The 19,200-nt window shown below is 64.4% G+C and carries 21 protein-coding genes and 1 riboswitch; of the genes, 1 reads left to right on the forward strand and 20 read right to left on the reverse strand.

The features are described 5' to 3' along the window. On the forward strand, window positions 1-256 hold a 256-nt coding region (locus tag P4L93_00295), incomplete at its 5' end, for a hypothetical protein (protein MDR3685391.1). On the opposite strand, the gene P4L93_00300 is transcribed toward P4L93_00295, so the two are convergent. The 20 genes from P4L93_00300 to P4L93_00395 all read right to left on the reverse strand — a co-directional run. Then, window positions 250-3,612: a DNA polymerase III subunit alpha gene (locus tag P4L93_00300; GenBank protein MDR3685392.1), complete on the reverse strand. Its 3,363-nt coding sequence runs from the start codon at window positions 3,610-3,612 to the stop codon at window positions 250-252. The genes P4L93_00295 and P4L93_00300 overlap by 7 nt on opposite strands. Window positions 3,613-3,625: 13 nt before the next feature. Further along, window positions 3,626-4,042, reverse strand: a complete 417-nt coding sequence (locus P4L93_00305; GenBank protein ID MDR3685393.1) for a DUF6504 family protein — start codon at window positions 4,040-4,042, stop codon at window positions 3,626-3,628. Window positions 4,043-4,185: 143 nt separating this feature from the next. After that, a complete protein-coding gene (locus tag P4L93_00310; protein ID MDR3685394.1) occupies window positions 4,186-4,845 on the reverse strand; it encodes a metal-dependent transcriptional regulator in 660 nt (219 codons plus the stop codon). Between the two features lie 453 nt (window positions 4,846-5,298). Beyond that, a complete protein-coding gene (queD, locus tag P4L93_00315; GenBank protein MDR3685395.1) occupies window positions 5,299-5,664 on the reverse strand; it encodes a 6-carboxytetrahydropterin synthase QueD in 366 nt (121 codons plus the stop codon). Between the two features lie 22 nt (window positions 5,665-5,686). Beyond that, the gene (locus tag P4L93_00320; protein ID MDR3685396.1) at window positions 5,687-6,145 is read right to left on the reverse strand and encodes a ribonuclease HI family protein; all 459 of its coding nucleotides are present in this window, start codon (window positions 6,143-6,145) and stop codon (window positions 5,687-5,689) included. After that, entirely contained in the window at window positions 6,142-6,864 is a 723-nt protein-coding gene (locus P4L93_00325; GenBank protein ID MDR3685397.1) for a hypothetical protein, read from the reverse strand. The genes P4L93_00320 and P4L93_00325 overlap by 4 nt, the downstream gene beginning before the upstream one ends. An 11-nt stretch (window positions 6,865-6,875) precedes the next feature. Then, on the reverse strand, window positions 6,876-7,982 hold the full coding sequence (locus P4L93_00330; protein ID MDR3685398.1) for a Nif3-like dinuclear metal center hexameric protein: 1,107 nt from the start codon (window positions 7,980-7,982) through the stop codon (window positions 6,876-6,878). Beyond that, the gene (locus P4L93_00335; protein ID MDR3685399.1) at window positions 7,979-8,800 is read right to left on the reverse strand and encodes a histidinol-phosphatase HisJ family protein; all 822 of its coding nucleotides are present in this window, start codon (window positions 8,798-8,800) and stop codon (window positions 7,979-7,981) included. The genes P4L93_00330 and P4L93_00335 overlap by 4 nt, the downstream gene beginning before the upstream one ends. Continuing rightward, window positions 8,788-9,837 (reverse strand): tRNA 2-thiouridine(34) synthase MnmA, encoded by a 1,050-nt coding sequence (gene mnmA / locus P4L93_00340; GenBank protein MDR3685400.1) that lies wholly within the window; start codon window positions 9,835-9,837, stop codon window positions 8,788-8,790. The genes P4L93_00335 and mnmA overlap by 13 nt, the downstream gene beginning before the upstream one ends. Before the next feature lie 45 nt (window positions 9,838-9,882). Next, the gene (gene nifU / locus P4L93_00345) at window positions 9,883-10,344 is read right to left on the reverse strand and encodes a Fe-S cluster assembly scaffold protein NifU (protein ID MDR3685401.1); all 462 of its coding nucleotides are present in this window, start codon (window positions 10,342-10,344) and stop codon (window positions 9,883-9,885) included. Between the two features lie 53 nt (window positions 10,345-10,397). Then, window positions 10,398-11,579: a cysteine desulfurase family protein gene (locus P4L93_00350; protein MDR3685402.1), complete on the reverse strand. Its 1,182-nt coding sequence runs from the start codon at window positions 11,577-11,579 to the stop codon at window positions 10,398-10,400. Window positions 11,580-11,592: 13 nt separating this feature from the next. Next, on the reverse strand, window positions 11,593-12,036 hold the full coding sequence (locus tag P4L93_00355) for an Rrf2 family transcriptional regulator (GenBank protein ID MDR3685403.1): 444 nt from the start codon (window positions 12,034-12,036) through the stop codon (window positions 11,593-11,595). 456 nt (window positions 12,037-12,492) lie between these two features. Continuing rightward, on the reverse strand, window positions 12,493-12,957 hold the full coding sequence (ribE, locus tag P4L93_00360; protein ID MDR3685404.1) for a 6,7-dimethyl-8-ribityllumazine synthase: 465 nt from the start codon (window positions 12,955-12,957) through the stop codon (window positions 12,493-12,495). After that, the gene (locus P4L93_00365; GenBank protein ID MDR3685405.1) at window positions 12,954-14,135 is read right to left on the reverse strand and encodes a bifunctional 3,4-dihydroxy-2-butanone-4-phosphate synthase/GTP cyclohydrolase II; all 1,182 of its coding nucleotides are present in this window, start codon (window positions 14,133-14,135) and stop codon (window positions 12,954-12,956) included. The genes ribE and P4L93_00365 overlap by 4 nt, the downstream gene beginning before the upstream one ends. 77 nt (window positions 14,136-14,212) lie before the next feature. After that, window positions 14,213-14,881, reverse strand: a complete 669-nt coding sequence (locus tag P4L93_00370) for a riboflavin synthase (GenBank protein ID MDR3685406.1) — start codon at window positions 14,879-14,881, stop codon at window positions 14,213-14,215. Window positions 14,882-14,895: 14 nt separating this feature from the next. Continuing rightward, window positions 14,896-16,017: a bifunctional diaminohydroxyphosphoribosylaminopyrimidine deaminase/5-amino-6-(5-phosphoribosylamino)uracil reductase RibD gene (gene ribD, locus P4L93_00375; GenBank protein ID MDR3685407.1), complete on the reverse strand. Its 1,122-nt coding sequence runs from the start codon at window positions 16,015-16,017 to the stop codon at window positions 14,896-14,898. Window positions 16,018-16,025: 8 nt separating this feature from the next. Then, window positions 16,026-16,145: riboswitch (FMN riboswitch) on the reverse strand. Window positions 16,146-16,181: 36 nt separating this feature from the next. Continuing rightward, window positions 16,182-16,859 carry a ribulose-phosphate 3-epimerase gene (rpe, locus tag P4L93_00380; protein ID MDR3685408.1) on the reverse strand — a complete coding sequence of 226 codons (678 nt, stop codon included), beginning with the start codon at window positions 16,857-16,859 and terminating at the stop codon, window positions 16,182-16,184. Window positions 16,860-16,896: 37 nt separating this feature from the next. Next, complete coding sequence (locus P4L93_00385; protein ID MDR3685409.1) at window positions 16,897-17,913, reverse strand: NAD(P)-dependent glycerol-3-phosphate dehydrogenase; 1,017 nt, start codon at window positions 17,911-17,913, stop codon at window positions 16,897-16,899. Window positions 17,914-17,916: 3 nt separating this feature from the next. Then, on the reverse strand, window positions 17,917-18,582 hold the full coding sequence (gene plsY / locus P4L93_00390; GenBank protein MDR3685410.1) for a glycerol-3-phosphate 1-O-acyltransferase PlsY: 666 nt from the start codon (window positions 18,580-18,582) through the stop codon (window positions 17,917-17,919). Window positions 18,583-18,586: 4 nt separating this feature from the next. Further along, a partial coding sequence (locus tag P4L93_00395) for a GTP-binding protein (protein ID MDR3685411.1) occupies window positions 18,587-19,200 on the reverse strand: 614 nt, incomplete at its 5' end.

Below are 19,200 nucleotides of genomic sequence, written 5' to 3' on the forward strand. Positions count from 1 at the left end.
CCGCGTCGAGCTGGTCGGAACGCTCCAGCGTGATGATGGCGGCAGGTGGATCGTGGTTGGGGCGGTTCCCTCTCAGGCCAGCGCCGGTCATATCATCGGCGTGATCGTGAACCCTTCTTCGCTGTCGGGCGTGAATCTGGCCGGTCTCGACAACGCCTACGTTCGAGTGACCGGCACGGCCTCCGGAGGAATCGCTACTGACGCGAACGACCTTGGCGTCATTGCGGATACGGTGAAGAAGGTCAGCGCTCAGTAGCCGCCTTGCTCCTCGGCAGCCTCCCAGCTCTCTTCCTCCGGTGCACCCGCGCCACCGAGCGCGGGCCCCATCGGGCCAGCCGGCACGCCTCGTCGCAGTCGGAGCCTGTCGCCGCCGGTGGTGCGCACGATGTACGGTTTGACCGTGGTGGCGACTATGGCCAATCCCCGCTCGCAGTTGTTCTGCAACACGCCATCGATGAGGTAGGCGCGGTGTTTGACGATCGTCTCCCCCGCCCGGTCCAGTGCATCTGAGAACACCACCACATCGAGCAGGCCGGTCGCGTCCTCGAGCGTCAGGAAGCACGTGCGTTTGCCCGAGCGCGTGCGTGGCGTCTGCGCACGCTCCCGCACGCCCACCACGCGGACGCGGACCCGATCCGGCAGCGCCGCCAGATCGCACGCGAACGTCACGCCGCGCGCCACGAGGTCGTCGTGAGCCAGCTCGAGCGGGTGCGCCGTGAGCGAAAGCCCCATCAGCTCCAACTCCGCCGAGATCCGCCGAGCCGCCGACCAGCCACTCGCGTGCGAGGTGTCCTCGGGCGATTGCGTACGTGCTGGGGCGAGGCACAGCGTATCGTCGCCCGCTACACCCTCGCGCGCGATGACCGCCTTGAGCTCCGGCAGCAGCGCCAGCAGCTCGTCGCGCGTGGGCGGCCGCCCTTCCTCGGTGATGCCCAGTCCGTCGAGCGCCCCGATGCGGATGAGCGACTCGGCGGCGGGGCTCTCGGCGCGGGTGCGGCGCAAGAAGTCAGCCAAGTCGCGGAAGGGCCTCACCGTTCGCTCGCGCTCGACTTCCGCAAGCAACCGGGTCGTCATCCGGTGCACGTCGCGTAGTCCCACGCGGATTGCACGGCCATCGCGCTCGACCGTGTAGCGCGCATCCGACGCGTTGACATGCGGGCCGAGAATCGCGATGCCGTGGCGCCGCGCATCATTGACCACGAGCCGCCCAGTGTAAAAGCCCATCGGCTCGTTGTTCATGATCGAGGCAGCAAGTTCGGCCGGGTAGTAAGTTCGCAGCCATGCGCTTGCATAGCTCACCACAGCAAAGCACGCCGCATGTGCCTTGTTGAAACCATAAGCTGCAAAGCCTTCGAGTTGGCGGAAGACCTCCTCGGCGACTGCGACATCGACGCCGCGGGCCATGGCGCGCTCGAGGAAGTGTCCGCGGATGCGCTCCATCTCCTCGCGACTTCTGCCCTTGGTCATGGCGCGGCGAAGCGAGTCGGCCTCGGCCAGACCGAAGCCGGCCACGGCGCGCGCGACAAGCAGCACCTGTTCTTGATAGACGATGACGCCGTAGGAGTCGGCAAGCACCTCGCGCATACCCTCGTGCGGCACCACAATCGGCTCCAGCCCGTGCCGGCGCCGGATGAACGGCACGATCATCTCGGCTTCCAGCGGGCCAGGGCGAAAGAGCGATATCTGGGCGATGATGTCTTCGAACGTGCTGGACTTCAGCCGCGTCGAGAGGTTGCGCTGCCCGCTGCTCTCGAGCTGGAACATCCCAACAGTGTCGGCCTTGGCGATCATCTCGTAGACGCGCGGATCGTCGTGCGGTAGCTCGAAGGGCTCCGGCACCGCCTCTTCGCCCACCCGAGCGCGTGCCAGTGACACTGCATCGCTAATCGCCGAGTGCATCCGCAGCCCCAGGATGTCCATCTTGACCAAGCCCAGCGCCTCGATGTCGTCCTTGTCGTATTGCGAAACCACCGTGCCTTTGGCCGCCCACTGCAGCGGCATCCAGCTTGAGATGGGGTCGCGCGTGATGATGAAGCCGCCAAGGTGCGTGCCGAGGTGCATCGGGCAGTGGTCGAGCTGCTCGGCGAGGTCGAGGAGCATCCCCCATCGGCTCTCGTCGCGCAGCGGGTGGTGCACGCACTCGGGGTAGGTCGCGAGCACCTCGCGGATGTTGCGCGCGCCGACCCACGGCAGGTGGCGCGAGAGCCGGTTGACCTCGTCGATAGGCAGCCCGAAGGAGCGCGCCACCACACGCACCGCACTGCGCGCCGTCATGGTGTTGACGGTGGCGACCATCGCTACGTGCTCGCCGCCAAACCGCTTGTAGATGAAGTCGATGATCTCGTCGCGCCGAGCTGAATCGAAGTCCACGTCGATATCGGGCATCTGTCGGCGCTCGGGGTTGAGGAAGCGTTCGAAGAGCAAGTCGTGCTCGACCGGGTCGGCATCGGTGATGCCCAGCGCATAGGTGACGATCGAGTCGCCCGCGCTCCCGCGCCCCGAGTAGCGGATTCCCTGCGATTTCGCGTAGTCCACGATCTCCTTGACCACCAGGAAGTACTCCGAGAACCCCATCGAGTCGATGAGCGACAGCTCGTGCTGCAGCCTCGAGATCGCCTCGGGCGTCATAGGGTTGTAGCGGCGCTCCAGCCCTCGCCACGACTCTTTGGCCAGCACGGAGTAGGGCGTCTCGGTATGTGGGATCTCTGCGCTTGGGAAGTGAAACTGCCCCAGCGGCAGCTCGAGATCGCAGCGCGCTGCGATCTCGAGTGTGGCGTCGCAGGCGCGAGGCAGTCCTTCGAAGAGGCGGCGCATCTCAGGCCCAGGCTTGAACCACAGCTCGGCGTTGGGGCGATCGTAGGGGCCGGGCAGCGCCATACGCGCGCCGGTCGACGCGAGCACGTCGTGCAGCCGGTGGTCCGCCGGTTTGAGGTAGTGGACGTCGTTGGTGGCCACGACCGGCAGCGAGAGCTCGTCGGCGAGCGTGACGAGCCCGCCCACCAGCCGAGGACCGTCGGAGGTGAGTGGATGTGTCAGCTCGACGTAGAAGTCGCCCGGCGCGAAGCATCCCGACAGCCGAGTGAGCGCCTCGCGCGCTCGCCCCGGTGCGCGGGCAAGCACCGCGCTCGCGGCCTCGCCGTGCCCGCAGCCTGAAAGCGCGATGAGTCCCACGGAGTAGGCCGCCAGATCGTGCAGCGTGATGATGCTCGGCTCGTTGGGGCCACGCAGATGCGTACGCGATAGCAGCCGGCACAGGTTGCGGTAGCCATCGAAGTCGCGCACCAGTAGCGTGAGGTGGTAGCCAATGGCCGATGCACGACCGAAGCCCACGCTCGCCGGTAGCACGAGGCGCTTCTCGGGTGGCAGGTCGGCCTCGTCGCCGAAGATGCCGGCGGTCTCGACCACGACCTCGCAGCCAACAATCGGCTTGATTCCCGCCGCATGGCACGCCTTGTAGAAGCGGATCGCACCGGAAAGCCCTTGGTGGTCCGTTAGCGCAAGCGCCGGCATCTCGAGTTCGACCGCACGCTCCACAAGCCCGGGCAGCGAAGCGGCGCCGTCCATGAAGCTGAACTGCGAATGTACGTGCAGATGCACGAATCCCGAGGACATCGCGTCTCTCCCGCTAGTCCTGGATGCCGATGAGCCGCCACGAGCCCTGCTCACGGTCGTAGGTCAGGTCGTAGACGCCTCCACGAGCCAGCACCCGCCAGAATCGCCGAGACACCCGCTTGCGCGGATCCCACCATGCTTTCTCGGCAGCCCAGATCTGGACGATGGCGTCGATGCGGTAGACGCGTCCGTTCCGCGTGAACGACGACGGATACTGCCGAGCAGCGTCCCAGGCAACCTCGACGTCTTCCTCAGCATGCTTGGCGGCACAGGTGCCGTCGGCGCGTTTCAGATCAGAGGCGCGCACGATCCAAGGGCTCGCCAGAAGCTCAAGGATGACCGGAAGACGCCCACGCTTAGTGTCGAACAGCTCGATGGGCTGGCCGGCCGTCGCGGTTGAAAAGCGTTTGATGTCGGTGTTCCGGCCCACGTTTGTGCTACCCGTTGCTCCCCGAATCGGCGACCTATCGCCGAAGGACATCGGCTCCCTGAGTATACGAACATATGTTCGATACTACAAGCGAACACAAGCGGGGAACTGATGCGGGAAGGGTCGAGGAGCCGGAGTTCGGCCTAGTTCGACTCGGCGGGGAGCGCCACCGTGACAAGCTTGGCGATCTCACGCGCGATAGCGGTGCGGATGCCCTCGATCTCGATGGTTAGTGGGCCTTGGAACGGTGCGACCTCAAGGACTTTCGCCCGCGCACCAGGCCGCAAACCCAGCTCGCCCAGGTAGCTCAGAATCTTCTCGTCTTCCTCTGCAACCGCGAGCACCGTGGCCGATGCCCCGGAAGCAACATCGCACAGCGGCATCCCCGCCACATCAACGAAGGAGCCATCCGCAGCAGGAATGGGATGCCCATGGGGGCATACAGACGGATTATCCAGGAAGATCTCAAGCGCCGAGAGAACGCGCGGTGAGAGTGCATGTTCGAGGACGCACGCCTCCTCGTGCGCAGCGTTCCAGTCCAAACCAAGCGTGTCGACGAGAAACGTCTCCGCGATACGGTGACGTCGCACGATGTCGAGTGATCGCTGCACGCCCTCGTCGGTCAGGACGACCTTGGTGCCGTCGCGGACAACCAGCCCGTGCGCTTCGAGCCGGCGCAACGTTGCGGTGACGGTGGGACCGGACACGCCGACGGACTCTGCGACCTGAGTAGGTCGAACTTGGCCGTGCTGCGCGAGCTTGTAGATTGCCTCTAGGTACTCTTCCAGCGTTGCTGTGGGCACGAGCTGAGGCCTCCTAACCGTCCGGTTTCCACGACCAGTCTACCACGCCTAAACTCATGGAGAAACTTCGTACAGGCTACGTATTGCGGGCGCCACCCCCGAAACCGTTCGTCCCAATATCGCGTCTTCTAAACGGCTCTCACGTACCGCTCATCACGAATACGACATTTATCCCAAAACCCCGTTGACACCCACTCGAAGGGTGGGTAGAGTCTGTCTTGTCCCGAGAGGTCGGACGCAGCGGACTCCGAAAGACGGCGTACCAGTAGCTGCCGGCGAGGGCACCGAGGAAGTCGACAAACCGTGAGGTGGATCGGCGGAGACGGAGCCAGCAAAGGTAAGAAATGGGAAGCCGGTTCGGTAGGAGGTTCCCGCAGGCGAGGTCTCTCGGGACACCTGTATTCTCAGGCAGTTCCTCGGCCACTCCCAAGCCTCACCCCGGTACCTGCACCGCTACGGCCGGTAGGTCAGCTTCGCTATTGGCGACTCCCAGACAACGACCTCGACCACGCTGACACGCGGGTCGACAGACCCCGCAAGGCGTTCGTAGATGACTCGCGCTAGGTTCTCGGCGGTCGGGCTGAGTTCGTCGAAGGGCGCGATATCGTTGAGATAGGCATGATCGTAGGCGTCCAGGACGCCGTTCAGGTCATCCTTGAGGAGCTTGAAGTCGTAGACGATGCCGATCTCATCGAGCTGCGTCGCCGCCACGGTGACCTCGATATCCCACGTGTGCCCATGCAGGTTGCGGCACTCGCCAGGGTAGCCGCGCAGCGCGTGAGCTGCGTCGAAGTGCGACTTGATGGTGAGTTCGTACACGACGGATCCCTTCGGCGGTCTACTAGAAGAGCGAGCCCTGGGGAGTGTCCCCGCCCGGCCCACACGCAGGATTTCCCACAGTCTCTTGGGCATCCATAGCCTGATTGGCCATCTCGTCGGCGTCCTTGTTGAACTCGCGTCTCACGTGCGCCACTTTGAAACTCGCGAACCCACGCAGCAGCCTCAGTGCCCGAGCGAACAGCGGCTTGAGGCCCTCGTTCTTGACGCGATACTGGCCGTTGACCTGCTTGACGAGCAGTTCGCTATCGGCATAGACCGTGACGCTGCCAAACCGCATGGCCGATACGTTCTCGAGGCCCCAGATGAGGGCCTCGTACTCGGCGACGTTGTTAGTGACCGATCCAAGGAATCGCCCGCCTCGGCAGACGATCTCGCCGTCGCGCTCAATCACGAATCCTGCTCCCGCAGGCCCTGGATTGCCCCGCGACCCACCGTCCGTGCGAAGAACGGCGCCTGTCACTCGTCGCTCCCGTTGGGGTGCACCACGATCAGCCGACGACACTGTGGGCAAACCCCGATCGGCGGACCGCCGGCGAGCTCGCGTACGCGCTCTCCCGGCAGAACCATGCGGCACGCCGTGCAGGCGTCTCCATCGAGTTCACCGACGCCAACGCCGCCCTTGCTCTCCCGGGCCGCCTCGTAGCGCTTGACCAGCTCGGGCGGAAGCGACTTGGCGAGCTTTGCCCGCTTGGCCTCGGTCTGTGCGATGTGCTTCTGGAGCGCTCCGCCAACCTCCCTGAACTGCGCCACGAGAGCGGCTTCCTTGGCGTTGAGCTGGACGAGCGCCTCGTCGATTGTCGACGTTTGCGCCTTGGCCTTATCCACACGCTCCATGATCTGGAGCGACTCCATCTCGAGCTTGTCTCGGCGGCGCTTCAGGCCATCCATCTCTCGGGTGATCGAGGTGACGGCACGATGGTCGGTCGTAGCCATGACCTTCGCCTGCTCCGCTTCGATCTTGGAGGTCAACATCTCAATCTCGTCTTGGTGAGCCTTCAGCTCACTGCCGAGCTTGTGAACGAGCAGGTCGGCTTTCCCATGAAGTGTCGTGACGTCGCGAAGCTTGGCGCGCGCCGCGAGGATAGCGTGCTTCTCGGGCAACTCCTCAAGCTTCTTGTTGGAGCGCAGAACCTCCAGGTCGAGTGCTTGGAGCTCGAGCAGTGAGCCGGCCTGCGTCATGCGGGTCTCCTTTAGGGGGTCCACCAACCGGGTGTGGCTGGCAGGACGTGCACGGTCGCCGGGTCGAGGCCGGGCAGCCGAAGAATCGCGTCTTTGAGGAGTGCCACAAGGGGCCACTCCGAAACATCGTGTCCGAGCTCTACTATCGCCAGTCCCGACTCCATCGCGTCCAAGGCGTCATGATAGCGCACCTCGCCAGCGACCAAGGCGGTCGCGCCGCATGCTACAACGTCGCCGACGAGCGAGCCGGCCGAGCCGGTGGCGGTCGCCACGCGTGCGACAAGCGCTTCCTGTTCGCCCCAGATGCGGGGCGTGATGTTGAATGTGCCTGCGGCCAGAGTGGCAAGGCCCGCGAGCGTCAGCCCCTCTGGAGCGCGGCTGAGCATTCCCATGCGGGCCGACGAGCGAGCGATCGTGACGTCGGCCGCCACTATCAGCGGCTCCTCGTACGGATGCGCGCCGCGCGCCGCGCCGACAACCCCACGTGCCTTGGCCCGCGGCGCGACCATCTCGATGCGTACCTCCTGTGCACTGGCTGGCTGACCCGGCTCTCCTACGAACGGTGACGAGGACGGTCCAGGCGTGAAGGTCGCGCTACCGGGCGCAGAAGCGAAGCTGGCGCCCTCGTACTCGCCTACTCGCCCTGCTCCCGCACCAGTCATGGCGTCGATAACGCGCTGCACATGGGTGTGCGGCACGAATACGGTGACCAGTGACATCGGCATGAGCGACCGCTCGATTGGCTTGATGGGCGTCAGGCCGAGCGCGCTGGGCAGCAGCTCGCCAGCGCCGGGCGCCCGGTCGAGGTTGGTGTGCGCGTTGACCAGGGCCACCCCGGAGTCCATCGCCGAGAACAGCACACCGGCGGAGCCTCGGCCCGGCGTGAGCCAGTTGGGCGTCTTGAGGAAGGCCGGATGGTGAGTGAGAAGCACGTTGTCCCCGGCCGCCGCTGTCGCGCGGATTGCCGATTGCGTGGGGTCCAAGGCCAAAGTGACACCGGTGACCTGGCGCTCCGGGTCGCCAGCGAGCAGCCCGACCCGATCCCAATCCTCGGCCCATTCCGGCGGAAAAGCCTTAGCGATGGCGCGCTCGATGTCGCCAACCACAACCTTGTTCACAGCTCCAGCTCCTTCCAGCCGCCCGAACCGTCGGGGAACGAAACGCTCGCGTAGCCGGCCTGGGCGAGCGCATCGTATGCCAGATCGATCTGAAAGCCGACCTCGGACGGTTCATGCGCGTCGGAGCCGACCGTTGCGGCAACCCCAGCTTGGTTGAACGCCTTCAGCAGTTGGGGCCCTGGGTAGAGTTGCGCGACGGGTTTGCGTAGTCCGGCCGTCGAGACCTCGATTAGGACGCCAGCCTGGGCCGCGACAGCAGCCGCCTCGCTGTAGATCTCGCGCGGGTCGAACGTTGGAAAGTGACCGAACTTCTTCACCAGGTCCGGGTGCGCCATAACATCGAACAAGCCAGTCTTCACCGCCGAGACCCAGAGGCCGAAGTAGTCGTGCCATGCGGCATCGACGTCGCGGTGATCCCACTCCTCAACATTGTGTGGGTCGTCAAACGCCCAGTCGCCGATGAAATGCACGCTGCCCAGAACGAAGCGGGCTCCATCGGAGTGCTGCCGCGCAGCAGCAAGGGCTGAGGCAGTCTCCTGCTCGCGACCGGCCAGATAGTCGGCTTCAAGGCCCGTGACCAGCGCAATCTCGGGATACCGGTTGCGTGCGATATCGACCTCGACGAGGTAGTCCTCCAGATCGCATGCAGGCATCGAGAGATGGTGCCCGGGATCCACGTCATCGGGAAGCGCCAGATGCTCTGTGATGACCATGCCGTAGAGGCCCTGGCGAACACCTTCGGCAACGCAGTCGTCGACCGTACCCGATGCGTGACCGCATCTCTGGGTGTGGATGTGGCAGTCGATCAGCTTGCGCACTGAATCACTCCTCCGCCAATCACGAAGTCATCTCGGTAGCATACGACAGCCTGGCCGGGCGCAACGCCCTCGAGCGCCTCGGCGAACTCGACCGTCAACCGCTCGCCGTCCACCCGAGCCACGGCCGCGCGAGCTTCCATGCGGTATCGGACCATCGCAGTGGCGTCGCTGGTAGTTGCGCCCCGCCACACTATGTCGCCAGCCTCAACGCGGGTAACCCTGAGCGACTCCCGAGGGCCAACGATAACGCGATTGTCGGTTGCGTCGATCGCAACAACGAACAGGGCTGAGCCGCCGCCGACGCCGAGCCCTTTGCGTTGCCCAACCGTGTAGTTCGCGATTCCGTCGTGGTGGCCGACTACCCGACCTTCACCGTCCACGATGTCGCCCGGCGTCAGCGCCTTGGGGCGTCGCGCACGAACGACACTCGCATGTTCGCCTGCAGGCGCGAAGCAGACCTCCTGGCTGTCTGGCTTCTTGGCGACGGCAAGACCCAGACGCAGCGCAATCTCACGGACCTCCGTCTTTCGCAACTCGCCAACTGGGAACAACACATGCTGCAGCTGAGGCTGTGAGAGGCGATAGAGGAAGTAGGACTGGTCCTTGGTCCGATCGACTGCCTTCGCCAGCCATGGCGCGCCCTGGGTGTCTCTCACGATGCGGGCGTAGTGGCCTGTGGCCAAGAAGTCGGCGCCCTGCGCCATGACCTTTGCGAGCAGGTCCGAGAACTTCAGTATGTCGTTGCAGACTATGCACGGGTTGGGCGTGTGCCCAGCCGCGTACTCGTCGGCGAATGGGCCGACAACGGCCTCTTCGAACACTTCTCGGAAGTTGAGCGTGTAGTGCGGGATGCCGAGCAGATCGCAGACGCGTCGCGCGTCGCGAATCGCGCTGATAGAGCAGCAGCCGCCCTCATCGTCTGAAGACGGCCACAGCTGCATCGTCACTCCCGTGACGTCATGTCCTTGCTCCAAGAGCAGCGCCGCGGTAACGCTCGAGTCCACCCCGCCACTCATCGCCACGAAGACGCGGGCCACAGGACTACCCTCGCCCGATGGTCAGCGACCGGGTCACGAGTCCGATCACGCCTCGTCGTCGTGGTCGTGATCCTCGTCGGCGTGGGGATCGAAGTTGGGGTCTGCGCTCTTGATCTCGCCTGAGATGGGTGGGCGGCCGTGCTTGGTGAGGTAGTCGTCGACTGCGACCTTCAGGCCGTCGGTCGCTAGAACGCTGCAGTGCATCTTCGCAGGCGGAAGCCCGCCGAGCTCATCGGCGACCTGCTGCTTGCTGATGGCGGCGGCCTCCTCCAGCGTCATGCCCTTCGCCATCTCGGTGACGATCGACGAGGTGGCTATTGCGGCGCCGCAGCCTAGCGTCTGGAACTTCACGTCGTCGAGCTTCTCGTTCTCGTCGACCTTGAACGTGATTTTCATGATGTCGCCGCATACCGGGTTGCCGACCTCGCCGACGCCGTCGGCGTCCTCGATGACACCCACGTTGCGCGGGTTATTGAAGTGATCCATGACTTTGTCCGAGTACAGCACGTGGTTCTCCTTCGAGGCTTGTGTTTACGTAATCGCGCTTGGATGAGCCCGAACTACTTCTTCCCGAACATCCTCTGGTACACCGGCGACATCGTGCGAAGACGCTCGACGATGGGCGGAAACACCTCGAGGAAGTAGTCGATATCTGCCTCAGTGGTGAAGCGGCCGAGCGAGACGCGCAAGCTGCCGTGAGCAATCTCAGCCGGCACGCCGATGCATAGCAGCACGTGGCTGGGCTCGAGCGAACCCGAGGAGCACGCCGAGCCGGTCGAGACGGCTATGCCCTTGTTGTCGAGCTGCAGCAGCATTGCCTCACCCTCAACTCCGTTGATGAGTAGGGAGGCGATATGCGGCAGGCGCGGCTCGACATCAGTGGTGCACTGCGTGTTCTCAAGTGACGAGAGCACGCCGTTGATGAGCTTGTCGCGGAGGCTCGAGAGCCGCACGGTCTCGGCAGCCTGGTCCTCCAGCATCAACTCAAGGGCCTTGGCAAAGCCTGCTGCACCAGGGGTGTTCTGCGTGCCGCTTCTCTTCTTGAACTCCTGGCCACCCCCGCGCTGGTAGGCGTTGAACGGTGTCCGCTTCTTGAGGTACAGAGCTCCGAAGCCCTTGGGACCGTAGATCTTGTGACTGGAGAACGACGCAAGGTCGATTCCCAGATCCTGAACGTCGAACGGGATCTTCCCCACGGCTTGTACGGCGTCTGTGTGGAACAGCGCGCCACCCTCGTGTGCGACGACGGCCAGCTCCTTGAGCGGATTGATAGTCCCGATCTCGTTGTTGGCGTGCATGATCGACACGAGCTTCGTGTTGGGCTTCATGGCAGCGCGCAGGTCATCGGGGTGGATGTGGCCGGACTTGCGCGGTTGGAGAATCGTGACCTCGTAACCCTGCTTCTCGAGCCAGTGTGAGGGCTCCAGAATGGCGTGGTGCTCGAACGCCGAGACAATCAGGTGCGCTCCACCCTGGGGCGCGACCTTGCTCAGTACGCCATAGAGCGCGGTGTTGTCCGACTCGGTCCCGCCGCTCGTGAAAATTACCTCGTCAGGGCTGGCGGCATTGATGCTCTTCGCCACGCTCTCGCGAGCACCCTCTACGGCACGGTACGCGTCACGTCCGAGCGCGTAGAGCGAGTTCGCGTTGCCGTACCTCTCGGAGAAGAACGGCATCATCGCCTCGAGCACCCGCTCGTCGACGGGGGTGGTGGCAGCGTAGTCGAAGTAGATCGTATCCATGTCCTTGACTCCCCTAGCTGACGTGAGCGCTCTCGCGCCTATCGAACGTGTCTTGAGTGCCGCCGAGCGAGGCCAACGTGGTCGACGCGAAGACGTCGCGCAGCGCGCCCGTCGCTCGCGCCCACACCGGGGCTGCGGCGCACGTCGCGCTCTTGCCGCATGCTTCCTCACGAGCGTGATCGCACACGGATGAAGCGAGAGGCCCTTCAAGCGCTTCGACGACGTCGAGAACGGTGATCTGGGCCGGATCCCGACTGAGAACGAAACCACCCTTCGCGCCACGAACCGCAGTCACGAGTTCCGCCCGCCGGAGCGAGACGAACAGCTGCTCCAAGAAGCGCGGCGGGATACCACGGCGCTCGGCGATCTCGCGCGCGCTGATGGGGCCGGAGCCGTAGTTGCAGGCCAGGTCGATGGCTGCCAACACCCCGTACTCGCTCTTTGCGGTCAGTCGCATCCTCGCCTCGCCTCCAATCCCTACCAACGTACTCATGATTGATTGAATGATACGCGCCGAATCCTGACTGTCAACCTGTAGATTACCCAAGTCGGCTCAATGGCATGCTGGCGGATCCACGACAAACACTCGGCGCCGTGGTCCGGCACAGGCCAGGTTGCGTTTGTCGGCGCATGGCTGCCGTTTAGAGCGGTGGACTCGCCGCCGAGGCCGTGTGAAACCCCCCTCGTCAAATCGAGCGAGTGTTCGGTTGTTGGGCCGCTTCGCGTCGAATATGATGTGGCTCCGCCTCTCTTGGGAGGCGGACCCTGTACGGGGAACAGGGTCCATGGTCGATAGCCACGGGGTGGCGAAGGCCCGCTGAACCCGACCTCGAAAAGACGAGGCCCGCGTAGTCGCTCGAAGGCGACCGCACGGGCCTCGCTTGCGTCCCAAAAGAGTTCCGCCGGCGGCGGCCTAACCCATCGCCTTGACCAGGTTGGCCATCTCTATGGCGGCCTCGGCGGCCTCCCAGCCTTTGTTGCCGGCCTTCGTGCCACTGCGCTCTACGGCTTGCTCAATCGTGTCGGCGGTAATCACGCCGAACATGACGGGGACTCCAGTGTCCATTCCCACCTTGGCGATTCCCTTGCTGACCTCAGAGGCGATGTACTCGAAGTGCGGGGTGCCGCCGCGGATGATGACGCCGAGTGCCAAGACTGCGTCGTAGCGACCCGACGCAGCAAGCTTGCTGGCCACGACAGGAATCTCGAATGCGCCGGGTACCCAGGCCACGTCGATGTCGGACTCGCTGGCGCCATGGCGAACTATTGCGTCCTTCGCGCCCGAGAGCAGGCGAGAACTGAGCAGTTCGTTGAAGCGCGAGATGACGACGCCAAACTTCAGCCCCGTCGCTACCAGATGTCCCTCATAGGTGCTCATGAGTGCGTCCCTTCGTCGTTGCTGGCGCCCAGCGTGAGCGTGTGCGCCATCTTGTCTCGCTTGGTCTCCATGTACTTGATGTTGGTCGAGCACGACTCGACCTCAAGTGGAACTTGCTCCGTGACCTTCAGGCCGTAGCCTTCGAGCCCCACGATCTTGCGAGGGTTGTTGGTCATCAATCGGATTGAGTGAAGGCCCAGGTCGGCCAGGATCTGTGCGCCGATTCCGTAGTCGCGCAGGTCCGGCGCAAAACCCAGCGCTTCGTTGGCCTCGACAGTATCGGCGCCCTGCTCCTGAAGCTCGTAGGCCTTGAGCTTGTTGCCGAGGCCGATGCCGCGTCCCTCGTGACCGACGATGTAGAGGATGACGCCCTCGCCTTCCTCTTGAACGCGCTTCATGGCCTCTTCGAGCTGAGATCCACAGTCGCAGCGCAGTGAATGGAAGACGTCGCCGGTCAGGCACTCGGAGTGAACTCGGACCAGCACGTTCTCCTTCCCGGCGACGTCGCCGACCACCAGCGCCATGTGCGTGCGGTCGTCCACGAAGCTGCGGTAGCCGTAGCCGATGAACTCGCCAAAGCGTGTGGGCAGCTTGACCTGCGACTCGCGCACGACGAGGCGCTCGGTCTGCCGTCGATAGCGGATCAGGTCGGCGACCGTGATCATCTTCAGGTTGTGCTCTGCTGCAAACAGTTCGAGCTGCGGGCGGCGCGCCATCGTGCCGTCGTCGTTCATGATCTCGCAGATGACGCCGGCCGGGGTCAGACCGGCAAGCCGCGCCAGATCGACGGCAGCTTCCGTGTGTCCCGAGCGCTCCAGCACTCCACCCTTCCGGGCGCGAAGCGGAAACACGTGGCCTGGCATCGAGATGTCGGCAGCGGTGGCCTCAGGGTCGATCGCCGTGGTGATCGTGACCGCCCTGTCCGCCGCGGAGATACCCGTGGTGATCTTGCCCTTCGCTCCGATCGAGCAGTGAAACGCAGTGCCCTGCTCTGAGGTGTTCTCATCGGCCATCGGCGGGATTCCTAGGGCGTCGAGACGCTCGCCCGTCAGCGGGATGCAGATCAGCCCGCGGCCGTAGCGCGCCATGAAGTTCACCGCGTCAGGCGTGACCATCTCGGCGGCCATGACGAGGTCTCCCTCGTTCTCGCGATCCTCATCGTCGACCACGATCAGCATATGGCCGGCGGCAATCTCGGCGATACCGTCCTCAATCGAGGAGAACGGGGGCTTTGATCCGGCAGCGTTGAGCACGCTCACCTTCCTTCCGCAAAGTCGCGCAGCATGTCGCCAAGGCCGCGGCGCGAGGCGTCGGGCCCCTCGCCACCGGTATTAGCGTAGAGGTCAACGAAGCGCTTGACGTACTTGGCCATCACGTCGACCTCGATGTTGACCGGAGCGCCGATGGGCTTGTCCTTGAGCGTCGTGATCGCCTCGGTATGCGGCACGACGGAGGCCGCGAAGCTCTCGCCGCGAATCTGGGCGACGGTCAGCGAGATGCCGTCCACGGCGATCGAGCCCTTCGGCACGACGTACTCCATAAGCGACGGAGGTACTTGGAACTGGTAGATGGTCGAGTTGCCCGCAGGGTGGCGCAGCAGCAGCCTGCCAACGCCCTCAACGTGGCCGGTGACCATGTGACCGCCGAGACGATCCGACAGACGCATGGCGCGCTCGAGGTTTACCTTGCTCGACTGATGCAGACTCCCCAGCGTGGTCTTGGACAACGTTTCGTCGCTCACGTCGGCCACGAAGGCGCCTCGCTGGAACTGCGACACGGTCAGGCACGCCCCATCAACGGCGATAGAGTCTCCGAGCGCCATGTCGCGGCCGAACTCCGGCGCGTAGATCTGTATCTGCGCGCCCCCTGACGCCTTCTGAACGTGCGTGACCACGCCCTGCGTTTCAATCAGACCGGTGAACATCTTGGAGGCCTTCCCTACTCTTCGCCAACAGCCAAGACAGGCTGCCAGACGGTGACTGACACATCTTCCACGATACCCGCTTCTACCGGCGCCATACGGCGCACCAGCGCGCTACCCTCCTGCTGCGCCTCGCCGAGAAACAGCGATGGAGCCGCATCCCCTGCCACCCCGCCCGCCGTGACCACAACCAGTCGATCGACAAGGCCCTCGACCCAAAGAGACGAGAACAGTCGCGAGCCCGGCTCAACGAGCAGTTCGCCAATGCCTCGCTCGGCGAGTGCTGTGAAAGCGTCAACCAAAGGGCGGCCCGAGCACTCGTGGACGTCCACTGACGCCGGGATGAACTCGCAGATTCCTTCTCGCGATCCGACGGCGAGAACCAGCGTCGGTGCGGCCTCGTCGGTGAAGACGCGTGCCTCGGCCTGCGGAACGTGATCGCAAACCAGTACAACGCGGAGCGGCTGACGCTCTGCCAGGCGGCCTGCCGCATCGCGCACGGTCAGCGCGGGGTCGTCGGCGATCACGGTTGCCGCCGACACCAACACGGCGTCTGTCGCCGCACGAAGGCGCTGTGTAATCGTTGCGCCGGATGGCCCGGTGATCGAGGCGCGCTTGCCCAGGGCGAACGCAGGCCGAGCGTCGAGCGAGAGCCCGAGCTTGACGGTGACAAGCGGGCGCCCAGCTCGGACTCGGTGCAACCAGCCTGCGTTAAGCTCCTCGAACGGCGCGGGGTCCTCGGCGAACTGGACTTCGATGCCGGCATCGCGAAGCTTGCCTGCTCCGCCACCGGCCACCGCATTGGGGTCACGCATGCCGATGACCACGCGTGCGACTCCGGCGGCGACAAGCGCGTCGGTGCACGGCGGCGTCTTGCCGGTGTGAGCGCAGGGTTCGAGCGTGACGTACACAGTCGCGCCGCGAGCGGCGTCTCCGGCTGCCTGCAACGCCAGGATCTCGGCGTGCGGCTGGCCTGCCTTGTGGTGAAAGCCTTCGCCAACGACATTGCCCTTGCGCACGACGACGCAGCCAACCAGCGGATTCGGGGCGGCGGCGCCGCGAGCTTGCTCGGCGAGCGAGGCAGCGCGTGCGAGGAACGGGTCGGTGACCCGAGATGTGACGTCAGAGAACAGACGCAATCGAAGCGACCTTCCTTCTCCCATCCGGACTCTAACCGTCGGCCTCGGAATCTCACCGAGTCGGCCCCATGCGGGGTTCGCGGGCTATCACCGCCGGTGGGGAGTTTCACCCCGCCCTGAAGAAAGCTTCGTCAGTATAGCGCAACCGAGCGTCGCCCCGCAGGTCAGGCGAGCACCGACTCGCCGGCCGTACGGATCTGCGCGATTGCGGCGATCGGGTCGGACGCGCCAAACACCGCGTTGCCAGCTACGAAGCAGCGCGCGCCGGCTGCGACGCATGGGACGATGGTCTCGGCGTTGATGCCGCCGTCGATCTGGATGGTCGGCACCGCTACGCCGAGCTCGTCGCAGAGCAGCACGACCTCTCGTGTCTTGTCGATCACGCGGGGGATGAACGCCTGCCCACCGAAGCCGGGGTTGACGCTCATCAGCAGCACCATGTCGATGTCGCCGAGAATGTCGCGCAGCGAGCTTACCGGCGTGGCGGGATTCAAGACGACGCCGGGCGACGCGCCAGCCGCGCGAATGCGTTGAACGACTCTATGCAGGTGGACGGTCCCCTCGGCGTGGACGGTAAGCATGTCGGCGCCGGCGTCGAGGTACCAGCCGATAGTGTCATCGACGTTGTCGATCATCAGGTGGACGTCGAGCGGCTTGGTCGCGATCTTCTTGAGAGCCGCGATGACCGGCGGCCCGATGGTCAGGTTCGGGACGAAGTGGCCGTCCATCACGTCGACGTGGATGAGATCGGCGCCACCGCGCTCGATAAGCTCGATCGCCTCGGCCAGGCGCGTGAAGTCGGCCGACAGGATGGATGGGGCGATAGTGATCTGGTCGCTCATGGCTCCTCCGATGCTGTGCGGCGATACAAACGCGCGTCTAGTCGTCCACCAGTCCCAAGCCGTGAAGCTCGTCCTTGGCCTCTCGGCCGAGAAGCGCCTCTTGGGCGGTTGTAACTGGCTTGTTCTCGTAGAGCACCGCACGGACCTCATGGGTGATGGGGAGTTCGAGGCCTTCTCGGCGTGCAAGCTCGTCGACCGTGATGCACGCGACGGCGCCCTCGGCGACCATGTGCGTCTTGTCGTAGAACTCCTGCATCGTGCCGCCCTTGGCGATGAGCTCGCCTAGGCCCCGGTTGCGAGAGTGCCGGCTCGTGCACGTGACAATCAGGTCACCCATGCCGGCAAGGCCCATGTAGGTCATCGGATTGGCGCCCAACGCGCGTCCGAGCCGAGTCATCTCGGCAAGGCCGCGAGTCATCAGGGTCGCCTTGGTGTTGTCACCGTAGCCGAGCCCATCGCACATGCCGGCTGCAATCGCGACGACGTTCTTACTCGCTCCGCACAACTCGACGCCCACAACATCGGGGTTCGTGTACACCCGGAAGAACGAGGTCATGAAGATGTCCTGGAACAGGTCGCCGACAGCGGGCTCATAGGCGGCCACAACGGTCGCCGACGGGATTCCCTTGCTAACCTCCTCGGCGTGGTTCGGGCCTGAGAGACCAGCAACCCGGCCCTTGTTGCCAAGCACGTCCTCGAGGACCTCGGTCATCAACATGTTGGTGCCACCCTCGACGCCCTTGGAGAGGATGACAACCGGCACGCCGGAACCAAGGTGAGGGGCCATGGCACTCGCCGTCTCGCGAACACCTATCGAGGGCGTTACCATCACGACCGCCTCGGCGCCGCGAAGCGCCTCCTCCATGTCCGGGCTCGCAAAGACGCTAGGGTTGAGAACGACGTCGGGCAGGTAGAGCGGGTTCTTGTGCTCGGCGTTGATGCCGTCGGCGATCTCGGCCTCGCGTGACCACAGCCGCACGTCGTGGCCCTTGCCGCCCAAAAGCCAGCTGACTGCGGTTCCCCACGAACCGGCTCCGATGACCGAGATGCGCATTCCCTACGACCTGCCCTTCACGGACTCAGATGACCCCCGCGTAAACGATATCCTAGGTTCTTCTCCCCGAAAGATGCGCTTGATGTTGGTCGAGTGGCGCCAAATGACTAGGCCAGCGGCCACGACCGACACCGCAAGCAAGGGCCAGTCGCCGGGGTACAGGACGAGCATCAGGATCGGGTACTCAATCGCGATGATCACCGAGCCGAGCGACACGGTGCGAGTGATCGCGATGATAAGAAGCCACGTCAGGAAGAGAATCGGCCAGGCAAGCGGAGCGAGCACGAGCACCGCGCCGGCACCCACAGCCACACCCTTGCCGCCGCGCAGTCCGATGTAGGGCGAGTACGTGTGGCCCGCGATTCCCGCAAGCGTGGCGCCGATCATCGTCCACTCACGAGCGTCAGCGCCGAACAGCGCTGCAGGCACCAGCACGCCCGCCAGATAGACGGCCAGCGCACCTTTGCCCACGTCGAGAACGAGCGTGGCGAGAGCAGCCTTCCAGCCCAACACCCGCATCACATTGGTTGCGCCAAGGTTGCCCGAGCCTGCCGTTCGCACATCGACCTTGTAGAAGGACCTGCCGATGACAAGAGCCCAAGGGATGCCACACAGCAAGTAGGCGCCGAGAAGCGACGCGGCTATACGTAGGGCGATGCCCAACTCCACAGTGTCAGTCCTTCTTGCGGAACTTCATGATGATCGGCGTACCCGTGAGATCGAACGCGTCGCGCATGCGGTTCTCGACGTAGCGCTTGAAGTTGTCGTCGGCAAGCATGGGGTGGTTCGCGAAGAACGTGAAGCCCGGAGGCGAGACGCGCGTCTGCGTCACGTAGTTCACTCGCAGCGTCTGCTTGCCCTTGCTCACGGTATGGCCGAAATCGCGCATCTCGGTCAACAGCTTGTTCAGTTGGCTCGTGGAGATCGTCTTGGTGTAGTTACCGTAGACGTTGTCCACAGCGGCCCAGATCTTGTCGACACCTTTGCCGGTCAGCGCGCTGATCTTGAGCACCGGCGCGTAGCCGATGAAGCCAAGGCGCTCCGACACGCGCGTGTTGATCGCGTCTTTCTCCTCGAGCGACTCCAGAACGTCCCACTTGTTGAGCATGACGATGATCGCGCAGCCGCGCTCGGCGGCAAAGTTGGCCACGCGCTGGTCTTGGTCGGTCAGTCCGATCGTGGAGTCGATGACGAGCAGCGCGACTTGCGCGCGGTCGATGGCTCGCATGGCGCGCACGAAACCGTAATACTCGACGTCTTCGTCGATGAGCGACTTGCGACGAATGC

The organism is Coriobacteriia bacterium, assembly GCA_031292615.1.
Lineage (GTDB): Bacteria > Actinomycetota > Coriobacteriia > Anaerosomatales > JAAXUF01 > JARLGT01.

Coding starts and splice junctions, on each gene's coding strand:
- P4L93_00300 (MDR3685392.1), bottom strand. CDS start 3,612: ATGTCCTCGGGATTCGTGCATCTGCACGTACATTCGCAGTTCAGCTTC.
- P4L93_00325 (MDR3685397.1), bottom strand. CDS start 6,864: ATGACGCAGGCCGGCTCACTGCTCGAGCTCCAAGCACTCGACCTGGAG.
- P4L93_00350 (MDR3685402.1), bottom strand. CDS start 11,579: ATGGATACGATCTACTTCGACTACGCTGCCACCACCCCCGTCGACGAG.
- P4L93_00355 (MDR3685403.1), bottom strand. CDS start 12,036: ATGCGACTGACCGCAAAGAGCGAGTACGGGGTGTTGGCAGCCATCGAC.
- ribE (MDR3685404.1), bottom strand. CDS start 12,957: ATGAGCACCTATGAGGGACATCTGGTAGCGACGGGGCTGAAGTTTGGC.
- P4L93_00365 (MDR3685405.1), bottom strand. CDS start 14,135: ATGCTGATCGTGGTCGACGATGAGGATCGCGAGAACGAGGGAGACCTC.
- P4L93_00370 (MDR3685406.1), bottom strand. CDS start 14,881: ATGTTCACCGGTCTGATTGAAACGCAGGGCGTGGTCACGCACGTTCAG.
- rpe (MDR3685408.1), bottom strand. CDS start 16,859: ATGAGCGACCAGATCACTATCGCCCCATCCATCCTGTCGGCCGACTTC.
- P4L93_00385 (MDR3685409.1), bottom strand. CDS start 17,913: ATGCGCATCTCGGTCATCGGAGCCGGTTCGTGGGGAACCGCAGTCAGC.